The 16,934-nt window shown below is 72.1% G+C and carries 10 protein-coding genes; 6 read left to right on the top strand and 4 right to left on the bottom strand.

What is annotated here, in order from left to right; genetic code table 11:
- Nucleotides 1–373 precede the first annotated feature (373 nt).
- Nucleotides 374–2,920, top strand: a complete 2,547-nt coding sequence (locus tag ACIQCJ_RS31580) for a collagenase (protein ID WP_402713414.1) — start codon at nucleotides 374–376, stop codon at nucleotides 2,918–2,920.
- A 181-nt stretch (nucleotides 2,921–3,101) separates the two neighbouring features.
- Here ACIQCJ_RS31580 and ACIQCJ_RS31575 read toward each other — a convergent pair whose 3' ends face one another.
- Together ACIQCJ_RS31575 and ACIQCJ_RS31570 are read right to left on the bottom strand one after the other, a co-directional pair.
- Nucleotides 3,102–4,091, bottom strand: coding sequence for a formylglycine-generating enzyme family protein (locus ACIQCJ_RS31575; protein WP_402713246.1), 990 nt, complete (start codon nucleotides 4,089–4,091; stop codon nucleotides 3,102–3,104).
- Nucleotides 4,088–5,467, bottom strand: coding sequence for an ROK family transcriptional regulator (locus ACIQCJ_RS31570; protein WP_402713245.1), 1,380 nt, complete (start codon nucleotides 5,465–5,467; stop codon nucleotides 4,088–4,090). The genes ACIQCJ_RS31575 and ACIQCJ_RS31570 overlap by 4 nt, the downstream gene beginning before the upstream one ends.
- Nucleotides 5,468–5,716: 249 nt before the next feature.
- On the opposite strand from ACIQCJ_RS31570, the gene ACIQCJ_RS31565 reads away from it, so the two are divergent.
- The 3 genes from ACIQCJ_RS31565 (at nucleotide 5,717) to ACIQCJ_RS31555 (ending at nucleotide 12,085) form a co-directional block, all read left to right on the top strand.
- Complete coding sequence (locus ACIQCJ_RS31565; RefSeq protein ID WP_402713244.1) at nucleotides 5,717–7,189, top strand: sulfatase-like hydrolase/transferase; 1,473 nt, start codon at nucleotides 5,717–5,719, stop codon at nucleotides 7,187–7,189.
- A gap of 113 nt (nucleotides 7,190–7,302) precedes the next feature.
- Nucleotides 7,303–8,784, top strand: coding sequence for a sulfatase-like hydrolase/transferase (locus ACIQCJ_RS31560; protein WP_391162801.1), 1,482 nt, complete (start codon nucleotides 7,303–7,305; stop codon nucleotides 8,782–8,784).
- 82 nt (nucleotides 8,785–8,866) lie between these two features.
- Nucleotides 8,867–12,085, top strand: a complete 3,219-nt coding sequence (locus ACIQCJ_RS31555; RefSeq protein WP_402713243.1) for a chondroitinase family polysaccharide lyase — start codon at nucleotides 8,867–8,869, stop codon at nucleotides 12,083–12,085.
- An 86-nt stretch (nucleotides 12,086–12,171) separates the two neighbouring features.
- Here ACIQCJ_RS31555 and ACIQCJ_RS31550 read toward each other — a convergent pair whose 3' ends face one another.
- Both ACIQCJ_RS31550 and ACIQCJ_RS31545 read right to left on the bottom strand, forming a co-directional pair.
- Nucleotides 12,172–13,161, bottom strand: a complete 990-nt coding sequence (locus ACIQCJ_RS31550; RefSeq protein WP_402713242.1) for a Gfo/Idh/MocA family protein — start codon at nucleotides 13,159–13,161, stop codon at nucleotides 12,172–12,174.
- A 21-nt stretch (nucleotides 13,162–13,182) separates the two neighbouring features.
- Nucleotides 13,183–14,358: a substrate-binding domain-containing protein gene (locus ACIQCJ_RS31545; protein WP_402713241.1), complete on the bottom strand. Its 1,176-nt coding sequence runs from the start codon at nucleotides 14,356–14,358 to the stop codon at nucleotides 13,183–13,185.
- Between the two features lie 246 nt (nucleotides 14,359–14,604).
- Here ACIQCJ_RS31545 and ACIQCJ_RS31540 point away from each other — a divergent pair, with 246 nt between their 5' ends.
- The gene (locus ACIQCJ_RS31540) at nucleotides 14,605–15,921 is read left to right on the top strand and encodes an ABC transporter substrate-binding protein (RefSeq protein WP_402713240.1); all 1,317 of its coding nucleotides are present in this window, start codon (nucleotides 14,605–14,607) and stop codon (nucleotides 15,919–15,921) included.
- Nucleotides 15,918–16,925 (top strand): carbohydrate ABC transporter permease, encoded by a 1,008-nt coding sequence (locus ACIQCJ_RS31535; protein ID WP_401307757.1) that lies wholly within the window; start codon nucleotides 15,918–15,920, stop codon nucleotides 16,923–16,925. The genes ACIQCJ_RS31540 and ACIQCJ_RS31535 overlap by 4 nt, the downstream gene beginning before the upstream one ends.
- The last annotated feature ends 9 nt before the right edge of the window (nucleotides 16,926–16,934 follow it).

Genomic DNA, 16,934 nt, shown 5'->3' with positions numbered 1-16,934 from the left:
TCCGGGCGCGGTCCGGGCGCGGGGAATTCCCGGGCGCGGGGGAGCGGGGAAACGGCCTGGGGCCACCGGAATTCCGGTGGCCCCAGGCCGTTTTCGCGAGTTCTCCACCCAGGGTTCCCAAGCGATGTGACATGTGCAATGGTACATGGCGCACAACCTGAAAGCCGTGCTCATGCCAAAAGCTGAGGCACGGCTCGCGGTCCGTCCGGGACCGCACCGCCCACTCCCCACAGTGCCGGGCGGGCCCGGACGGGTGCACCGCGAATCCCCCCTCGCCGCGCAACGGAGCGCGGCACACACCGCTGGGAGGCGGCACGTGAACACCCAACCGGTACGACGAAGTCTCACCGGGTTCCTGATACTCGCCCTGGCCATGTGCCTGGGCATCGGCATGCTGATCCACCCGGAACGGGCCGCGGCAGCGCAGCCGAAGCCCGCCGGGACCGCGGCCACCCGCCCCGGCCCGGCGGCCCAGCCCGCCACGGTCGCCGCGGCGAAGTCCGACCACACCGGAGCCGGTTCGCTCAGCGCGGCCGACCGGGCGCCGCTGCCCGCGTCCAAGGACGCGCTCAAGCAGGACTACGACGCGCCGACGGCGCCGGTGGTCAGCCACTCCGCGCCGTCCATGAAGGCCGCGGCGCGGGCCAAGGCCAGGGCCAACGGCCTGACCGCGGCGGCGACATGCAACGCCTCGGACTTCACCGGCCGGACCGGCAGCGCCCTCGTCGCCCAGATCAGGGCGTCCACCACGGACTGCGTCAACACGCTGTTCAACCTGACCGGCACCGACGCCTACAACGCCTTCCGCGAGGCGCAGATGACCACCGTCGCCTACGCCATGCGCGACGGCTCGGCCGCCTACCCCGGTGACAGCAGCACCGGCATGCCGCAGCTCGTGCTCTACCTGCGGGCGGGCTACTACGTCCAGTACTACAACTCCTCGGCGGTCGGCAGTTACGGCACCGCCATGGTCACGGCCATCCGCAGCGCCCTGGACGCCTTCTTCGCCAGCGCCCACTCCGGCGACGTCACCGACGCCAACGGCGAGGCCCTCGCCGAGGCCGTCACCCTGATCGACAGCTCCGAGCAGGACGCCCGCTACCTGTACGTCGTCAAGCGGCTGCTGAACGGCTACAACAGCTCGTACGACGCGTCCTGGTACATGCTCAACGCCGTCAACAACGTCTACACCGTGCTGTTCCGCGGCCACCAGTTCCCGGACTTCGTCGCGGCCGTCGTGGCCGACCCGAGTGTGCTGGACACGCTGTACAACTTCGCCGGCTCGCACCTGGCGCTGCTGAGCACCGACCAGGCGTACCTGACGTCCAACGCCGGGCGTGAACTGGGCCGGTTCCTCCAGGAGTCGGCCCTGCGCGCCAAGGCCAGCCCGTTGGTGGCCGCGCTGCTCAGCCGGACCGCCATCACCGGACCCACCGCGGCCCTGTGGGTCGGCCTGGCCGAGATGACCAGCTACTACGACGCGTCGAACTGCTCGTACTACGACACGTGCAACCTCGCCGACCGGCTCAAGAGCTCGGTGCTCACGTCCAACTACACGTGCAGTTCCAGCATCCGCATCCTGGCCCAGGACATGACGGCCGCTCAGCTCAGCTCCTCCTGCGCCAGCCTGCGCGCCCAGGACGCGTACTTCCACGGCCTCGTCCACGACAGCGGGCCCGTCGCCAACGACAACAACTCCACCATCGAGGTGGTGGTCTTCAACTCCAGCACCGACTACCAGACATACGCCGGGGCCATGTACGGCATCGACACCAACAACGGCGGCATGTACCTGGAGGGCGACCCGGCCGCGGCCGGAAACCAGCCCCGCTTCATCGCCTACGAGGCCGAGTGGGTGCGCCCGGACTTCCAGATCTGGAACCTGAACCACGAGTACACGCACTACCTCGACGGCCGGTTCGACACCTACGGCGACTTCACCGCCAGCACCGCCACGCCGACCACCATCTGGTGGATCGAGGGCTTCGCCGAGTACGTCTCCTACTCCTACCGCAACGTGGTCTACACCGACGCGCAGAACCAGGCCGCGACGCACGGCTACACCCTGCGGTCGATCTTCGGCAACACCTACGACTCGGGCCAGACCCTGGTCTACAACTGGGGTTACCTCGCGGTGCGTTACATGCTCCAGTCGCACCCGGCGGACGTCACCGCGCTGCTCGCCGACTACCGCAGTGGCAACTACGCCGCCGCGCAGACCCTGCTCACCAGCACCATCGGCACGCGCTACAACAGTGACTGGGACGCCTGGCTCACCAAGTGCGCGGTGGGGAACTGCGGCAGCATCGGCGGCGGCAACCCGCCCGGCAACCAGGCGCCCACGGCCGCCTTCACCTCGGCCGTCAGCAATCTGACCGCCGCCTTCACCGACAGGTCGACGGACAGCGACGGCACCATCGCCTCCCGCGCCTGGAACTTCGGTGACGGCACCACCTCCACCGCCGCCAACCCGTCCAGGACGTACACGGCCGCGGGCACGTACACCGTGACACTGACCGTCACCGACAACGGCGGCGCCACCAACACCACGTCGCAGACGGTCACGGTCGGCAGCGGCGGCGGCACGGCGCCCGAGTGCACCGGCGCCGACGTCAACCAGCTCGGCAAGAACTGCAAGCGCGGCAATCTGTCGGCGCCCACCGGCGACTACGCCTACCTGTACCTCTACCTGCCCGCGGGCACCACGACCCTGAAGATCACCTCGGCCGGCGGGACCGGCAACGCCGACCTCTACTACAGCAACACCGCGTGGGCCACGACCGCCAGCTACACCAGCAAGGCCACCGGCAGCGGCAACGCCCACACCCTGACCGTCACCAACCCGGCGGCCGGTTACGTCTACGTCAGCCTCTATGCCGTCCAGGGCTTCAGCGGAGCCTCGGTCACCACGTCCTACTGATCCCGGCCGCCTGCCGGTAGCGGGCGCACGGAACAGGAGGCACCACGGTCCGAAGGGGCGGACAGCGGTCACCACCGCTGTCCGCCCTCCGGGCCGCCCGTACCCCGGAAGCGGGGCGACCCCTCGCTTCCGGCCGGTCGGTCAGTGGGTAAGTCGGTCGACAAGGCGGTCGGTCAGCCGGTCAGTCGTCGACGGCGCACCGGAAGCCGCCGTGCGCCGTGGTGCTGTCCGGAGTGTTGGAGGTACGGGCGGCGACCCGGTAGCGGTTGCAGTAGGAGTGGTGGCACAGATACGAACCGCCGCGCAGCACCCGGTTGTCGCCGTCGGGAGGACCCACCGGGTCGACCCGCGTCTCGGGCCGGGGCGCGGCGTGCCAGTCGGGGGAGAACCGGTCCGCGCACCACTCCCAGACATTGCCCGAGGCGTTGTGGAGCCCGTAGCCGTTGGGAGTGAAGGCGTTGGCGGGCGCGGTGCCCAGATATCCGTCCTCGCGGGTGTTGCGGACCGGGAAGTCGCCGCGCCAGATGTTGCAGCGGTGCCGCCCGTTGGGGGTCAGCTCGTCCCCCCAGGGGAAGCGGGCCCGGACCAGTCCGCCGCGTGCGGCCTTCTCCCATTCCGCCTCGGTGGGCAGCCGCTTGCCCGCCCAGGCCGCGTAGGCGACGGCGTCGTGCCAGGAGATGTGCACCACGGGGTGGTTGCCGCGCTCCCCGATCGAGGTGCCGGGGCCTTCGGGCGAGCGCCAGCAGGCGCCCGAGACAGCTCGCCACCACGGCGCGCCCGGCACGCGGCCGGGAAGCACCGCGTGCCGCGCCCGCGGAGGCACGAAGCCGCCGAAGACGTAGGACCAGCCGCTCAGTTCGGCCTGGGTGCGGTAGCCGGTGGCCTTGACGAACACGGCGAAGCGGGAGTTGGTGACGCATGTCGCGTCGATGCGGAAGGCGCTGACCGTCACCTCGCGCACCGGCCCCTCGCCGTCGTCGGGGAACGCGTCCTCGTCGTCGCCGCCCATCAGATAGGGGCCTGCGGGCACGGCGACCATGCCGCGCAGCACCTCCGCGCGCGGGCGGTCGGGAACGGCGAAGTTCCGTGGCGGAGGCGTGAGTTCGGATCCCGTCCCGGCTCCGGCCTCGGCCGTTCCGCCGTGACCGCCGGGGCCGCAGCACGCCGTCACCGGGCACCACCGGCGTCCCCCGCGCCAGCGGCCGGATCGCCGCGGCGTCCCGGCGGCGGCGCACCGCCGTCCACGAGGACGTCGACCCGCTCGCCCGCCGCGTGCAGCAGCATCGCGACGGCGCCCTGGGCCGCGGCGTCGTCGCCGAGCGTGGAGGCCCTGACGGGGATGGTCCGCGCGGCGGCCGGCAGGGAGAACGCCGTGAGCTGCGCGCGGACCGTGTCGAGGACTGGAGCGCCGAGGGCGGCGAGTTCACCGGCGATCACCACGCACGCGGGGTCCGTCTGGGCGGCGAGCGCGGCGAGCACACGGCCCGCCGCCGTCGCGGCCCCGGCCACGACGTCGGCCGCCGGTCGCTCGCCGGACGCGGCCCGCGCCACCAGTTCGCGCGCGTCCCGGACGCTCGCCCCTCTGGCGCGGCACTCGGCCAGCAGCGCGGGGATGCCGATCACGCCCTCCAGGCAGCCGCGGCCTCCGCAGTAGCAGTCCGCTCCGCGCGGGTCGCAACTGGTGTGGCCGATCTCGCCCGCCGCGCCGTGCGCGCCGCGTACCAGTCGGCCGTCCACCACGAGCCCGCCGCCGACCCCCTGCGACCAGTGCAGATACACGATGTCGGACAGGCCGCGCGCCGCGCCCCAGGTGATCTCGGCCAGCGCGGCCAGCCGCGTGTTGTTGTCCGTGACCACCGGCGCCTCGAAGTGGTCGCCGAGCCCGGCGACGATCCGGGCCGCGGAGGCCGCCCGGTCCGCGGGGTCCGGCGGACGCTCGTCGTCCGGGCGCCGCACCGGCCCCGGCAGGCCGAGGCCGACGCCGGTCACCGGGGCGAGGCTCACCCCGCGCTCCGCGACCAGTTCGCCGACGGCGGCGACGACCGCGGCCACCCGCTCGTCAGGTCCGGCCTCCGCCCGCAGCGCGGTGCTGGACCGGGCGACGACCTCGTGGGCGTGGTTGGCGATCACGATCTGCAAGCGGGTCGGAAGCAGCCCGATGCCGATGAGCTGCGCGCCGCGCGGGTTGAGGGAGACCGCCATGGCCGGGCGGCCGGGACCCCTCGGCGGCCTGGTGCCGGTGCGGGCGCCCGTGTCGGCGGTCGGGTCCGGGGCGCCGTCCGCCGGGGATGCGGTCGCGGCGGCCGTCCCCGTACCGCCGCCGGAGCCCGCCGCCCAGGTGCCGTCCGGCGCGGTCATCGGGCGCTCGACGACGGCCTCACGGGCGAGCAGGTCCGAGACGATCGTGAACAAGGTGGTGCGGGAGAGCCCCAGCCGCTCGATCAGCTCCGCGCGGCTCAGCGCTCCCGCGCGCCGCAATTCGCCGAGCACCGCCGCCTCGTGGGCGGCGCGCAGTCGGTGCAGTGCGGCTCCGCGTCGGTCTGGCATGTCCGCATGATCGGACCGCGCCGTGGATTCTGTCAAGTTTCGGGACTAATCCATCCGCGCTGGTCAGTGCCTTCGGCGGTGAGGTGCTCGCCGGATTCGGGGACCATCGGCCGGTGATTAGTCCCGAGGGTTGACCAAAATGCCGGGCCGTCCTTACGGTGCACGGGAGCCGACCAAGCGACGACAGCGCCGCGAGCGGCGGGAGCGGAGGGGCGGCGGTCGGTGAGCCCGCACAACATCCTTTTTCTGATGACCGACCAGCACCGGGTGGACACCCTCGGCGCGTACGGCAACACCGTCGTCGAGACCCCGGCCCTGGACGGACTCGCGGCGCGGGGGACGCGGTTCGACCGGTTCTACACTCCGACGGCGATCTGCACACCGGCACGCGCGTCGCTGGCCACCGGCCTGCACCCGTTCCGGCACGGCCTGCTCGCCAACCCCGAGCGCGCCGCCGGCGGCCAGGACGAGCTGAACGAGAGCCAGCCACTGCTCTGGCCCCAACTGCGGGCGGCCGGTTACCAGGTCGGCCACGTCGGCAAGTGGCACATCGGCCGCGAGCACGGCCCCGAGCACCACGGCCTGGACGGCGAGCACCTGCCCGGCGCGCTCAACCCCGTACGCCAGCCGTCGTACCAGCGATGGCTGGCGGACCGCGGCCTGCCGCCGTTCGCGGTGACCGACCCCGTCTTCGGCACCGCCGCCAACGGCGTCGGCCGGGGCCACCTCATCGCGGGTCGGCTGCGGCAGCCCGTCGAGGCCACCGTCGAGGCGTTCCTCACCGACCGCACCCTCGCGCTGCTGGAGCGGTACGCCGCCGGCCGGCGCACGTCAGGGCGGCCGTTCATGCTGTCCTGCCACTGGTTCGGACCGCATCTGCCCTATCTCGTGCCCGACCACTACTACGACCTCTACGACCCGGACGATGTCGTGCTGCCCGAGTCGATGGCCGAGACCTTCGCGGGCAAGCCCGACGTACAGCGCCGCTACAGCGAATACTGGTCGGCCGACGCCTTCGACGCGGACGCCTGGCGCAAGCTGATCGCCGTCTACTGGGGCTACGTCACCATGATCGACCACCAGATCGGCCGGATTCTGCGCGCCCTGGAGGAGTACGGCCTGGGCGACGACACCGCCGTGTTCTTCACCGCGGACCACGGCGAGTTCACCGGCGGCCACCGGCTGAACGACAAGGGCCCGGCGATGTACGAGGACATCTACCGCGTCCCCGCCATCGCCCGGGTTCCGGGTGGGCCCGCCCAGGTCTCGGACGCCTTCGCCACGCTCACCGACCTCAACCCCACCCTGCTGGACATCGCGAGCCTGCCCGCCCCCGAACCCTGCGACGGAGACAGCCTGTTGCCGCTGCTGACCGGCGACACCGGGGGAGCGCGCGCGGTCCTGGACCGGACCGAGGTCGTCGCCGAATTCCACGGCCACCACTTCCCGTACTCCCAGCGCATGATCCGGGACCGCCGGTACAAGCTCGTCCACAACCCGGAGAGCGTGCACGAGCTGTACGACCTGGACCGCGATCCGCACGAGTTGCGCAATGTCCACGGGTCCCCGGCGTACGCCGACGTCAGGCGGGAGCTGACCGGGCGGCTCTACCGAGAACTGCTGCGCCGCGGCGACCCCGCCCACAGTTGGATGGGCTACACGGCCGACATCGGCGGCCACCGCGCACCGGACCTCGACGGCGTGGCCGACGACCTCGGCTGAACCGGCCGGTCACCCGGGCCCGGCCGTCCCGCACCGGCCCGCCCCCGACCGCCGGGCCCGTCCGCCCGCGCCCCGCGACCCACCTCACCATCAGCCCACCAGGGAGACCCACCATGGCAAGCCACGACCCGCGGCGCCCGAACGTCCTGCTCATCCTCAGCGACGACCAGGGCCACTGGGCCCTCGGCTGCGCGGGCAACGACGAGATCCTCACCCCGTCCCTCGACGCGCTCGCCGAGAGCGGCACCCGGCTGGAGAACTTCTTCTGCACCTCCCCGGTCTGCTCACCGGCCAGGGCCAGCCTCTTCACCGGCCAGATCCCGTCCCGCCACGGGGTGCACGACTGGCTCTCCGGCGGCCACGCGGGCCCGGACGGCCAGGACTTCCTCGCCGGACAGCGGCTGTTCACCGACGAGTTCGCCGACGCCGGGTACCGGCTGGGGCTGTCCGGCAAATGGCACCTCGGCGCCAACGACCGGCCGCGCCCCGGGTTCACGCACTGGTACGCGCACGAGAGCGGCGGCAGCGCCTACCACGACGCGCCGATGTACCGGCACGGCACGAGGGAACCGGCCGCCGGATACCTCACCGACGTCCTGGCCGACGACGCGGTGGACTTCCTGAACGGCGAGGCCGGACGGGAGGAGCCCTTCTACCTCTCGCTGCACTTCACCGCCCCGCACAAGCCCTGGAAGGGCCAGCACCCGCCGCAGGTCGAACGCCTCTACGCGGACTGCGCGTTCGACACCTGCCCGCAGGAGGAACCGCACCCGTGGCAGCCGCTGGTCGACGGCGTACCGGTCGGCGGCGAGGCCGACGTCCGGGCCGCCCTCGTCGGTTACTTCGCCTCCGTCACCGCCATGGACACCGCCGTCGGACAGGTCCTGCGGACCCTCGCGGACCTGGGCCTCACCGACAGCACGCTGGTGGTGTTCTCCAGCGACAACGGCTTCAACTGCGGCCACCACGGCATCTGGGGCAAGGGCAACGGCACCTTTCCGCAGAACATGTACGACAGTTCGGTCAAGGTCCCGGCGATCATCGCGCAGCCCGGCCGGATCAGCGCGGGCTCGGTGCGCCACGAACTGCTGTCGGCGTACGACTTCGCCGCCACGCTGCTGGAGTGCGCCGGGCTGGACGCGGAACCGTTCGAGACCGGACCCGGCAGATCCTTCGCGCCACTGCTGCTGACCGGCCGGCCGAGCCAGCCGCCGCCGCCCCGGCCCGTGGTCGTCTACGACGAGTACGGTCCCGTCCGGATGATCAGGACCGCCGAGTGGAAGTACGTCCACCGGTACCCGCACGGTCCGCACGAGCTGTACGACCTGGCCGCCGATCCGGGCGAGCGCGTCAACCTCGTCGCCGACCCGGCGCACCGCGAACGCGTCGGCGACCTGCGGCGCCGGCTCGACGCGTGGTTCACGGAACACGGGGACCCGGCGCGGGACGGCAGCCGCCTGCCGGTCACCGGAGCCGGGCAGCGCGCGCCGCTGGACGCCGGACGGGGCGGCGCCGACGCTCCGGACGCGGACCCGCTCGGCGCCTTCGACGACCCCGAGTGGCAACCGCCGCATCCGCCGTTCAGTCCTTCTTGAATCGTTCTGTCCCCGGCCGCTGTGATGCAGGCGAACCCCTCCCCTCACGGGAACCCGGCGAGGGAGTACCGGAGGACAGACCATGCCAGAGCAGCCCCAAGGATTCACGCGACGCACGGCGCTGATCGGCGCCGCACTCGGATCGGCCGCCGCCGCGCTGCCCGTCGCGGCCGCACCGGCGGCGGCCGACAGCCCGGCGGCGAACGGCGCCGCGGCCGGCCCCCCGGGGCAGGCCGCGGACGCGCCGACCGTCGAGGACCAGGCACTCGCCCTCGACCCGCCGGTGTTCCTCTTCGAGACCCGGATACCCGAGCACCTGCGCACCGGACCCGGCTCGCGGGTGAGCATCAGCGCCGCCACCGCCCGGATCGGCCCGCACTCCCTGCGCTGGGACTACCGGCCGGGCGCCGAACTGGAGATCCGTACCCCGCTGCGCTACGCACCCGACGCGTATCGCGACGGCGACGACCAGGCGACCATGGGGACGGTCGACACCTTCGCCGTGTGGATCCACAACGACCGGGCCCTCGACGACGTGCTCCGGGTGGAGTTCGGGCGCGGCCGGCGCGCCGACGCGTGGTGCGAGATCCACCTCGGCTTCACCGGCTGGCGGACCGTGTGGATCCGCTACGGGTACGACCTGTCGGGAAAGCCGCGCGCGGGCATGGACACCCTGCGGTTCGTCGCGCCCCGGCGCTCCGGCGCGGGCACCCTCCACCTCGACCAGCTCATCGTCAACACCGAACTGCGCCCCGACCACCCCACCCGTGACCGGCAGGTGCCGTTCGTCAACCGCGAGGGCGACCGGGCCGCCAACGCCCATTGGCTGGCCCTGCTCTCGTACGCCGACCGGCTCGCCGCGCACCCGCTGCCGGAACCCGAGCCCACAGCGGGGGAGAGCGCCTCGCTCGCCGAGGTGACCCGGCGCTATCACGCGGTCCTGCGCAAGTCCCTCACGGTGGACGACGCGGCGGTGGCGGCGCTGGCCGCCGCGACCGACGGCCTCGGTGTGCCGTACCCCGGTGAGCGGGCGCCGGGCCGGGCCGTCGACTCCTACCAGACGGAGATCTACCCGCCGCGGATCGCCGCCGCGCTCAACGCGTTCGTCGCCGGCAGCCCGCTGCGCCAGGTCACCGACCTGATGTACCAGATCGCCTGCGCGTACGACGCCGCGTCGCACGACGCGCACCGGACCCGGCTCACCGATCTGTACGTACGGATCCTGGACCACCTCCGCGAACAGGGCTGGGCGGCGGGGAGCTGCCAGGGCACGATCCACCACCTCGGCTACCAGTTCCGCGGCTTCTACGACTCCGTCCACCTGATCCGTGACGCCCTGGCCGAGCGGGGGCTGCTGGACGGTGTCCGGGAGGACCTGGCCTGGTTCACCGGACTCGGCCGACTGCTCCAGGACTTCGGCGACGCCGAGTCCTACGGCGGCATCTTCGACATCCTCAACACCAACCTCCAGGGCCTGCTCGGCACCGCCCTGCTCATGCCGACCCCGGCCGGGCAAGTGGCGCACCTGCACGCGCTGCGGCGCTGGCTGGACGCCGCCCTGACCGTCTCGCCCGGCATCATGGACGGCTTCAAGGCCGACGGCTCCGTCTTCCACCACCTGGGCATGTACCCGGACTACGCCCGCGACGGCTACAAGGGGTCGGCCCCGACCGTCGACATCCTCAGCGGCACCGCCTTCCGGGTCGGGGAGGCGGCACACGGCCGCTACAAGGACGCGTTGCTGCGGATGCGCGTCTACGCCAACGCCTCCGACTGGCCGCTGTCGCTGGCCGCCCGCCACCCCACCGGTCTGACCGCGCTCGCCCTGCCGCCCTACCAGTCGCTCACCACCGCCGGGTCCCCGGACGGCTCGCGGGAGCTGGACCCCGAGGTGGGCGCCGCGTTCCTGCGCCTGCTGCCCGCCAAGCCGAGTTCCGTACAGAAGGCGCTGGCCCAGCGGTTGGCCGCCGCGGGCGTCACGGCGGAAGCCGCGCCGACGGGCAGTTGGGCGATGAACCACAGCGCGCTGGCCCTCCACCGACGCGACAACTGGCTGGTCGCGGTCCGCGGCCACAACCGCTACCTGTGGAGCACCGAGATCTACGCCACCGACAACCTCTACGGGCGGTACACCACCTACGGCCAGATCCAGGTCCTCGGCCGCGGCGACCCGGTCGACAACCTGGCCAGCGGATTCCGGCAGCCCGGCTGGGACTGGAACCAGTGGCCGGGCACCACGGCCATCCGCCTGCCCTACGAAGAGCTGCGGTCCAACCTCGCGGGCGCGATCGAGCAGATGCCGCTCACCGAGTCGCGGTTCGGCGGCGCGGGTACCATCGACGACCGGCACGCCGTCTTCGCGATCGACCTGCGCGAACACCCCGTCTTCAACCCCTCGCACCGGGCACGCAAATCGGTGTTCCTCTTCGACGAGCGGGTCATCGCCCTCGGCTCCGGCATCCGCAACGACGACTCCGTCCACCCGACGCGGACCACGCTCTTCCAGTGCCACCTGGCCGAGCCCTCGGAGCCGGTGATCCACAGCGCCCTGGGCGCGGTCGCCGACTTCCCCTACGCCGTCGACCGCACGCCGTCCGACCCGACGTGGCTGATCGACCCGGTCGGCAACGGCTACTGGATACCGCCGGGCCAGCGGCTCGCCCTGACCCGCGCCTCCCAGACCGCTCCCGACCAGAGCACGGGCACACCCGGTACCGCCGACTTCGCCACCGCGTGGCTCGACCACGGGAGCGCGCCGCGCGGCGGCCGTTACGCCTACGCCCTGATCGTGGACGCCACACCGGAGGACATGAGGGACTTCGCGGCGCGGATGGCCGACCCGACGATCGCGCCGTACTCGGTGCTGCGCCATGACGACGGCGCGCACGTCGTGCACGACCGGGCCACCGGGATCACCGCGTACGCCGTCTTCGAGCCGCAGCGCACCCTGGCGGCGGGCGGCCCGATCACGGCGGTGGACACGCCCTCGCTGCTGCTCGCGCGCCCGGACTCGGGCGGCCTCGTGCTGTCCGTCACCGATCCGGACCTGCGCCTGTACGAGGGCCGGGACCGGGACCAGTACGACCGGAACGGCGCGTTCGTCGGCGTGCTCAGCCCGTTCACCAGGCCCTGGCGGGACAGCCGGGGCGGCACCCACCGGCTGCGGCTGGTCCTGCGTGGCGCCTGGCGGACCGCCGAGCCCCACACCGAGGTCCGCACCGTCGTGCACGGCGGCCTGACCTCGGTGGACGTCCGGTGCCACCTCGGCCTGGGGGTACAGATCCGGCTGCGGTCCGCGTGAAGGCGCCGGGCGGCGGATGAGCGGGCGACGGGAAGGGCCGGTGCCGGGGGTTTCCTCCCGGGCACCGGCCCTTCCGGGCGTCGGCGTCAGACGCTCTGCGCGGCGCCCAGCCCGACCGGCTCTCCGGTCGCGGCCGAGGCGTACGACGCCAGGACGAGTTCCACGATGTGGCGGCCGTGTTCCGGGGTGACCCGGGGGGCGGCGCCGCCGACGGCCGCGACGAAGTCGGCGAGCTGCTCCCGGAAGGCGTCCGGGATGTCCGTACCACTCGGGGTGTGGATCTGCCGGGTGCGGCCGTCGATGCGCAGAAACGTTCCCGCCCGCGGGTCGGCGACCACCGAACCGCGTTCGCACACCACGGTCAGCTCGTCGACCTTGTGGGGCGGGTCGGAGATCACCGAGACACCGGCCAGCCCGCCGTTGGCGAGCCGCAGCGCGACGGTGCCGTCGGTCTCGACGGGCGCGCCGAACCGCTCGGTGACGGCGGCGGTCAGCGAGACCGCGGGCGCGCCGCCCAGCCAGACCGACCGGTCCAGGCAGTGGGCGCCGATGTTCATCAGCGCGCCGCCGCCCGCCAGTTCACGGGAGAAGAACCAGGGGGAGCGGGTGCCGGGCCGGTAGTCCGTGCTGCGGTAGTCGTGCACGGCCAGCGGCGCGCCCAGCACACCGTCGGCGATCGCCCGCTCGGCGGCGCACTTGTCGGGCAGGAAGTGCTGGATGTGCCCGACTGCCAGGGTGACCCCGGCCTGCGCGCAGGCCGCGGCCATCGCGTCGCAGTCGTCGAGGGTGGTGGCCATCGGCTTCTCCACCAGCACATGCAGGCCGTGCGCGGCGGCGTCCAGGACCATCCGGCTGTGGAGCGCGTGCGGGGTGTTGACGATGACCGCGTCGACCGAGCGGCAGGCGAGCAGGTCGCGGTAGTCGGTGAAGGTCGCGGCCCCGTGCGGCGCGGCGACCCGGCGGGCCGCCGATTCCTCCAGGTCACAGACCGCCGTCAGGCGGGTGTCCGCGATCCGGTCCGCGGCCAGGGCGTGCAGGTCCGCGACCGCGCCCGCGCCGATCAGTCCGATACGCATGGAACTCCTTGTCGGTGGGATTCAGGACATCTCGGGGAGCGGTCGCGGCTCCGCGCGGAGCGCGGCGGCCCCGCAGGAGGCGCGCACGACGATCCGCGGGCGGAGCAGCACTTGGTGCAGGGGACAGGCGTCGCCCTCGGAGAGCCGGCGCAGCAGCACCTCGGCCGCCATCCGGCCGACCCGGTACTTCGGCGGGGAGACCGCGGTGAGCGGCACCTCCGCTATGTCCGCGGTCTCGTCGTCGTACGAGACCAGGGCCAACTGCCCCGGGATCTGCGTGCCGTGACGTCGGGCGGCGGCCTCCAGCAAAATCGCCTCCCGGTCGCCGAAGACCAGGGCCGCGGTCGTCCTGGACTCCATCAGGTCGGCGATCATCCGGTCCGCCAGCGCGGCGGTCCACTGCGCCTTCTCGGCTTCGTGGCGGAAGCTCCCCGACAGCCCGAGGTCGTCCATCGCCCGCCGGAAACCCAGCGCGACGGCGACCCCGGTCGGATTGCGGCTGCGGGTGATCAGCGCGATCCGCTCGTGCCCCAGCCGGTGCAGGTGCAGCACCGCGTCGTACGCGCCGCCCAGATGGTCGGAGCAGACGTGCTCGGTACGGTCACCGGGACCCGCGTCGATGAGCCGCCGCTCCAGCAGGACCGCGGGCACCGGCAGCGACATCAGCTCACCGGCCCGGACCCCGGGGTTCTCGATCCCGGTCAAGGTGGGCACCAGCAGCAGCCCGTCGACGCCGGACTCCAGCAGGAAGTCCAGGTCGCGGTCCTCCTCGGCGCGGTCGTAGTGGTACGTGGCGAGTTGCAGGCCGACACCGGCCGCGGACAGCGCCTCCTCGATGCCCTGGAGCACCCGGGGGTAGTACAGCTTGGTGTCGGGGACGAGCACGCCCACGGTCCGCCGGGTGCGCGGCGCCTGCTGCCGGGGACTCGCCACGAAGCTGCCCGAGCCCTGCCGCCGTACCACCAGACCCTCTTCGACCAGCAGGTCGAAGGCGCGCCGCACCGTGGTCAGCGACAGGCCGGTCTCCTGGGACAGCCCGCTCTCGGTCGGCAGCTTCGCGCCGGTGGGCCAGTCGCCGGCCAGGATGCCGCGGCGCAGTTCCGCCGCGAGCGACTGGAACTTGAGGTTGCGCGCGGCGGTGTCCCGCACCGAGCCGGTCCTGCGGCGGCTGCCACCGGAACGGGATGAATCGGCCATGTCGTCCCTCTGCTGGAGTGTCGCCGAGCGTGGTCCGCTCCGATTGTCGCGCCCGGCAGGAGAGCAATAAAGGACTAATCAGGGACGGCTTCATGACGGACCGGCGGACTTCTCCGGTGACGGCGGAGCATCCGCCGACTACCAAGCGGATTCGGGACGCAATACGTCTTGAATGCTCTCTTCCGCGCTCGTGACAGTGGGCCGCACAGAGCAGTCATCCACTGCCCTCATCCAGAGGCGGGAAGTATGGGCACGCATATCTCAGGTCATCGCTGGCAGCTCCCGGTCGCGCTGGGCGCCGTGGGCGTCCTCCTGTGCGCCGCGACGGCGTGCTCGGGCGCCACCTCCTCGTCGGGCTCGTCCCGGCAGTTCACCTACTGGTCGATGTGGAAGGAGGGCGAGCCGCAGCAGAAGGTGCTCGCCCTGGCCGTCACCGACTTCGAGAAGCAGACCGGCATCAAGGTCAAGGTCCAGTGGCAGGGGCGGAACAACCTGCAGAAGCTGGTGCCCGCGCTGAACACCAACAATGTGCCCGACCTGGTCGACGGTCCCTATGTGAAGCTCGTCCCCGCGCTGGTGGCCACCCAGCAGTCGCTCGGCCTGACCTCGGCCTTCGACACCGAGGTCGACGGCTCCACCGCGGGCAAGCTGATCCCGGCCAAGTACCTCAAGACCATCGACATCGACGACGCGGCGGGCCGGCCCTGGATGGTGCCGTACAGCATCACCTCCGACGCCGTCTGGTACGACGCCGCGGCCCACCCCGAGCTGAGACGCGACCCGCCCCGCACCTGGGACGAGTTCATCGCCCTGCTCGACCGGATCAAGAAGGACGGCCGGACCCCGCTCGCCGCGGACGGCGACGTGACCGGCTACAACGCCGCGTTCATGTCCACCCTGATCGTCCGCAACCTCGGACCCGGCGGGCTCAAGAAGGTCGCCTCCGACCGGACCGGCAAGGCGTGGCTCGACCCGGCCGTGCTGGACGCCGCCAAGAAGGTCGAGCAACTCGTCCGCGGCGGCTACCTGATCGACGGCTACAAGGCGAGCAAGTGGCCCGCCGAGCAGCAGAAGTGGGCGAACGGCAAGGCCGAGCTGATGTTCAACGGCTCGTGGCTGCCCACCGAGTCCGCCACCTACGCGGCCAAGGGCTTCGCGTACGCGGCCTTCCCCTTCCCGGTCACCGCCGCCGGTCACTCCAGCATGCGCGCCGACTTCGTGGGCTTCGCCGTACCGAAGAAGGCCGACGACGCCAAGGACGCGCAGCGGTTCGCCGCCTTCCTGCTCGGCAAGAAGTACCAGGACGCGATGGGCCGGCAGGCCAAGGTCATCCCGGTCCGCGCGGACGCGGCCACCTCGCCCGAGATGGCCGACGTGAAGAAGGCACTGGACCAGGCGGACTCCTTCCACCAGCAGAACGACGGCGTGGCCTTCCCCGGCTACAACGAGAAGCTGTTCTGGGCCAAGGACGACGAACTCTTCTTCGGCAAGATCTCCGCCGAGGAGTTCGTGCACCAGATGCAGGGGGCCCAGGCCACGTACTGGAAGGACCAGCCGCAGTGATCAGGACCGCACCGGCCGGTCCCGACACCGGCCCGGCCGCCGACTCCGCGACCGGCCAGGAGCCAGGACCGGTGCGGCCCGAGCGGGCGCGTCCGGGCGGCACCGCGGCGGGCGGAACGCTCGCCCGGCAGCGACGGCGGCTCTTCGTGCCGTTCGTCGGCCCGGCCCTGCTGCTCTACACCGTGGTCTTCGTGGCGCCGATCGGCGGCGCGGTCTGGATCAGCCTGCACAACTGGGCCGGCTCCGGGCCCATGACCTGGGCGGGACTGCGCAACTACACCCGGCTCTTCCACGACGACCTGTTCATGGAGTCGCTCGGCAACACCCTCAAGCTGCTCTTCCTCGTCGGCATCGCGGTCTTCGCGATCAGCTTCGCCCTGACCCTGATCCTGCGGGACATGGCGGGCCGCAAGGTCGTCCGGTCGATCATCTTCTTCCCGCACCTGGTCAACGCCCTGGTCTACGGAGTCCTGGTCGGATTCATCTTCAACCCCGACGGCCTGGCCAACTCCCTGCTCGCCCACCTCGGCATCCACTCCCCGCCGCAGTGGCTGTCCCAGGACAACATGTTCCCGCTCATCATGGTCACGATGACCTGGATGACGACCGGTTACTTCACCACCATCCTGATGGCCGGTGTCGACCGCATCCCGGTCAGCTACTACGAGGACTGCGCGCTGGCCGGCGCCGGCGCCCTCCAGCGGCTCCGCTACGTCGTCCTCCCGCTGACCTGGGACGTCTTCGGAGTCTGCGCGGTCCTGTGGACGATCTCCTCGGTGAAGATCTTCGAGATCGTCTGGATCTTCGGCGGCAGCAGCGGCAACGGCATCCCGCCCACCAAGACCTGGACCTCCGCCGTCTACACCTACGCCACCGCCTTCTCCGGCGACTCGGTGCCCTCCTACGGGGCGGCCACGGCGTCGGCGATCCTCTCCCTCCTGCTGGTCACCGTGCTCGTCGTGCTGTTGCGGCGCCTGATGCGCAGGGAAGCCGTCGAGTTCTGAAAGGCGCGT

The organism is Streptomyces sp. NPDC093221, from assembly GCF_044753885.1.
GTDB lineage: Bacteria > Actinomycetota > Actinomycetes > Streptomycetales > Streptomycetaceae > Actinacidiphila.
Note: the sequence above shows the minus strand (reverse complement) of the source record. Positions and strands in the feature narration are given on the sequence as shown.

Coding starts and splice junctions, on each gene's coding strand:
- ACIQCJ_RS31565 (WP_402713244.1), top strand. CDS start 5,717: ATGACCGACCAGCACCGGGTGGACACCCTCGGCGCGTACGGCAACACC.
- ACIQCJ_RS31555 (WP_402713243.1), top strand. CDS start 8,867: ATGCCAGAGCAGCCCCAAGGATTCACGCGACGCACGGCGCTGATCGGC.
- ACIQCJ_RS31570 (WP_402713245.1), bottom strand. CDS start 5,467: ATGCCAGACCGACGCGGAGCCGCACTGCACCGACTGCGCGCCGCCCAC.
- ACIQCJ_RS31545 (WP_402713241.1), bottom strand. CDS start 14,358: ATGGCCGATTCATCCCGTTCCGGTGGCAGCCGCCGCAGGACCGGCTCG.
- ACIQCJ_RS31540 (WP_402713240.1), top strand. CDS start 14,605: ATGGGCACGCATATCTCAGGTCATCGCTGGCAGCTCCCGGTCGCGCTG.
- ACIQCJ_RS31580 (WP_402713414.1), top strand. CDS start 374: ATGTGCCTGGGCATCGGCATGCTGATCCACCCGGAACGGGCCGCGGCA.
- ACIQCJ_RS31560 (WP_391162801.1), top strand. CDS start 7,303: ATGGCAAGCCACGACCCGCGGCGCCCGAACGTCCTGCTCATCCTCAGC.
- ACIQCJ_RS31550 (WP_402713242.1), bottom strand. CDS start 13,161: ATGCGTATCGGACTGATCGGCGCGGGCGCGGTCGCGGACCTGCACGCC.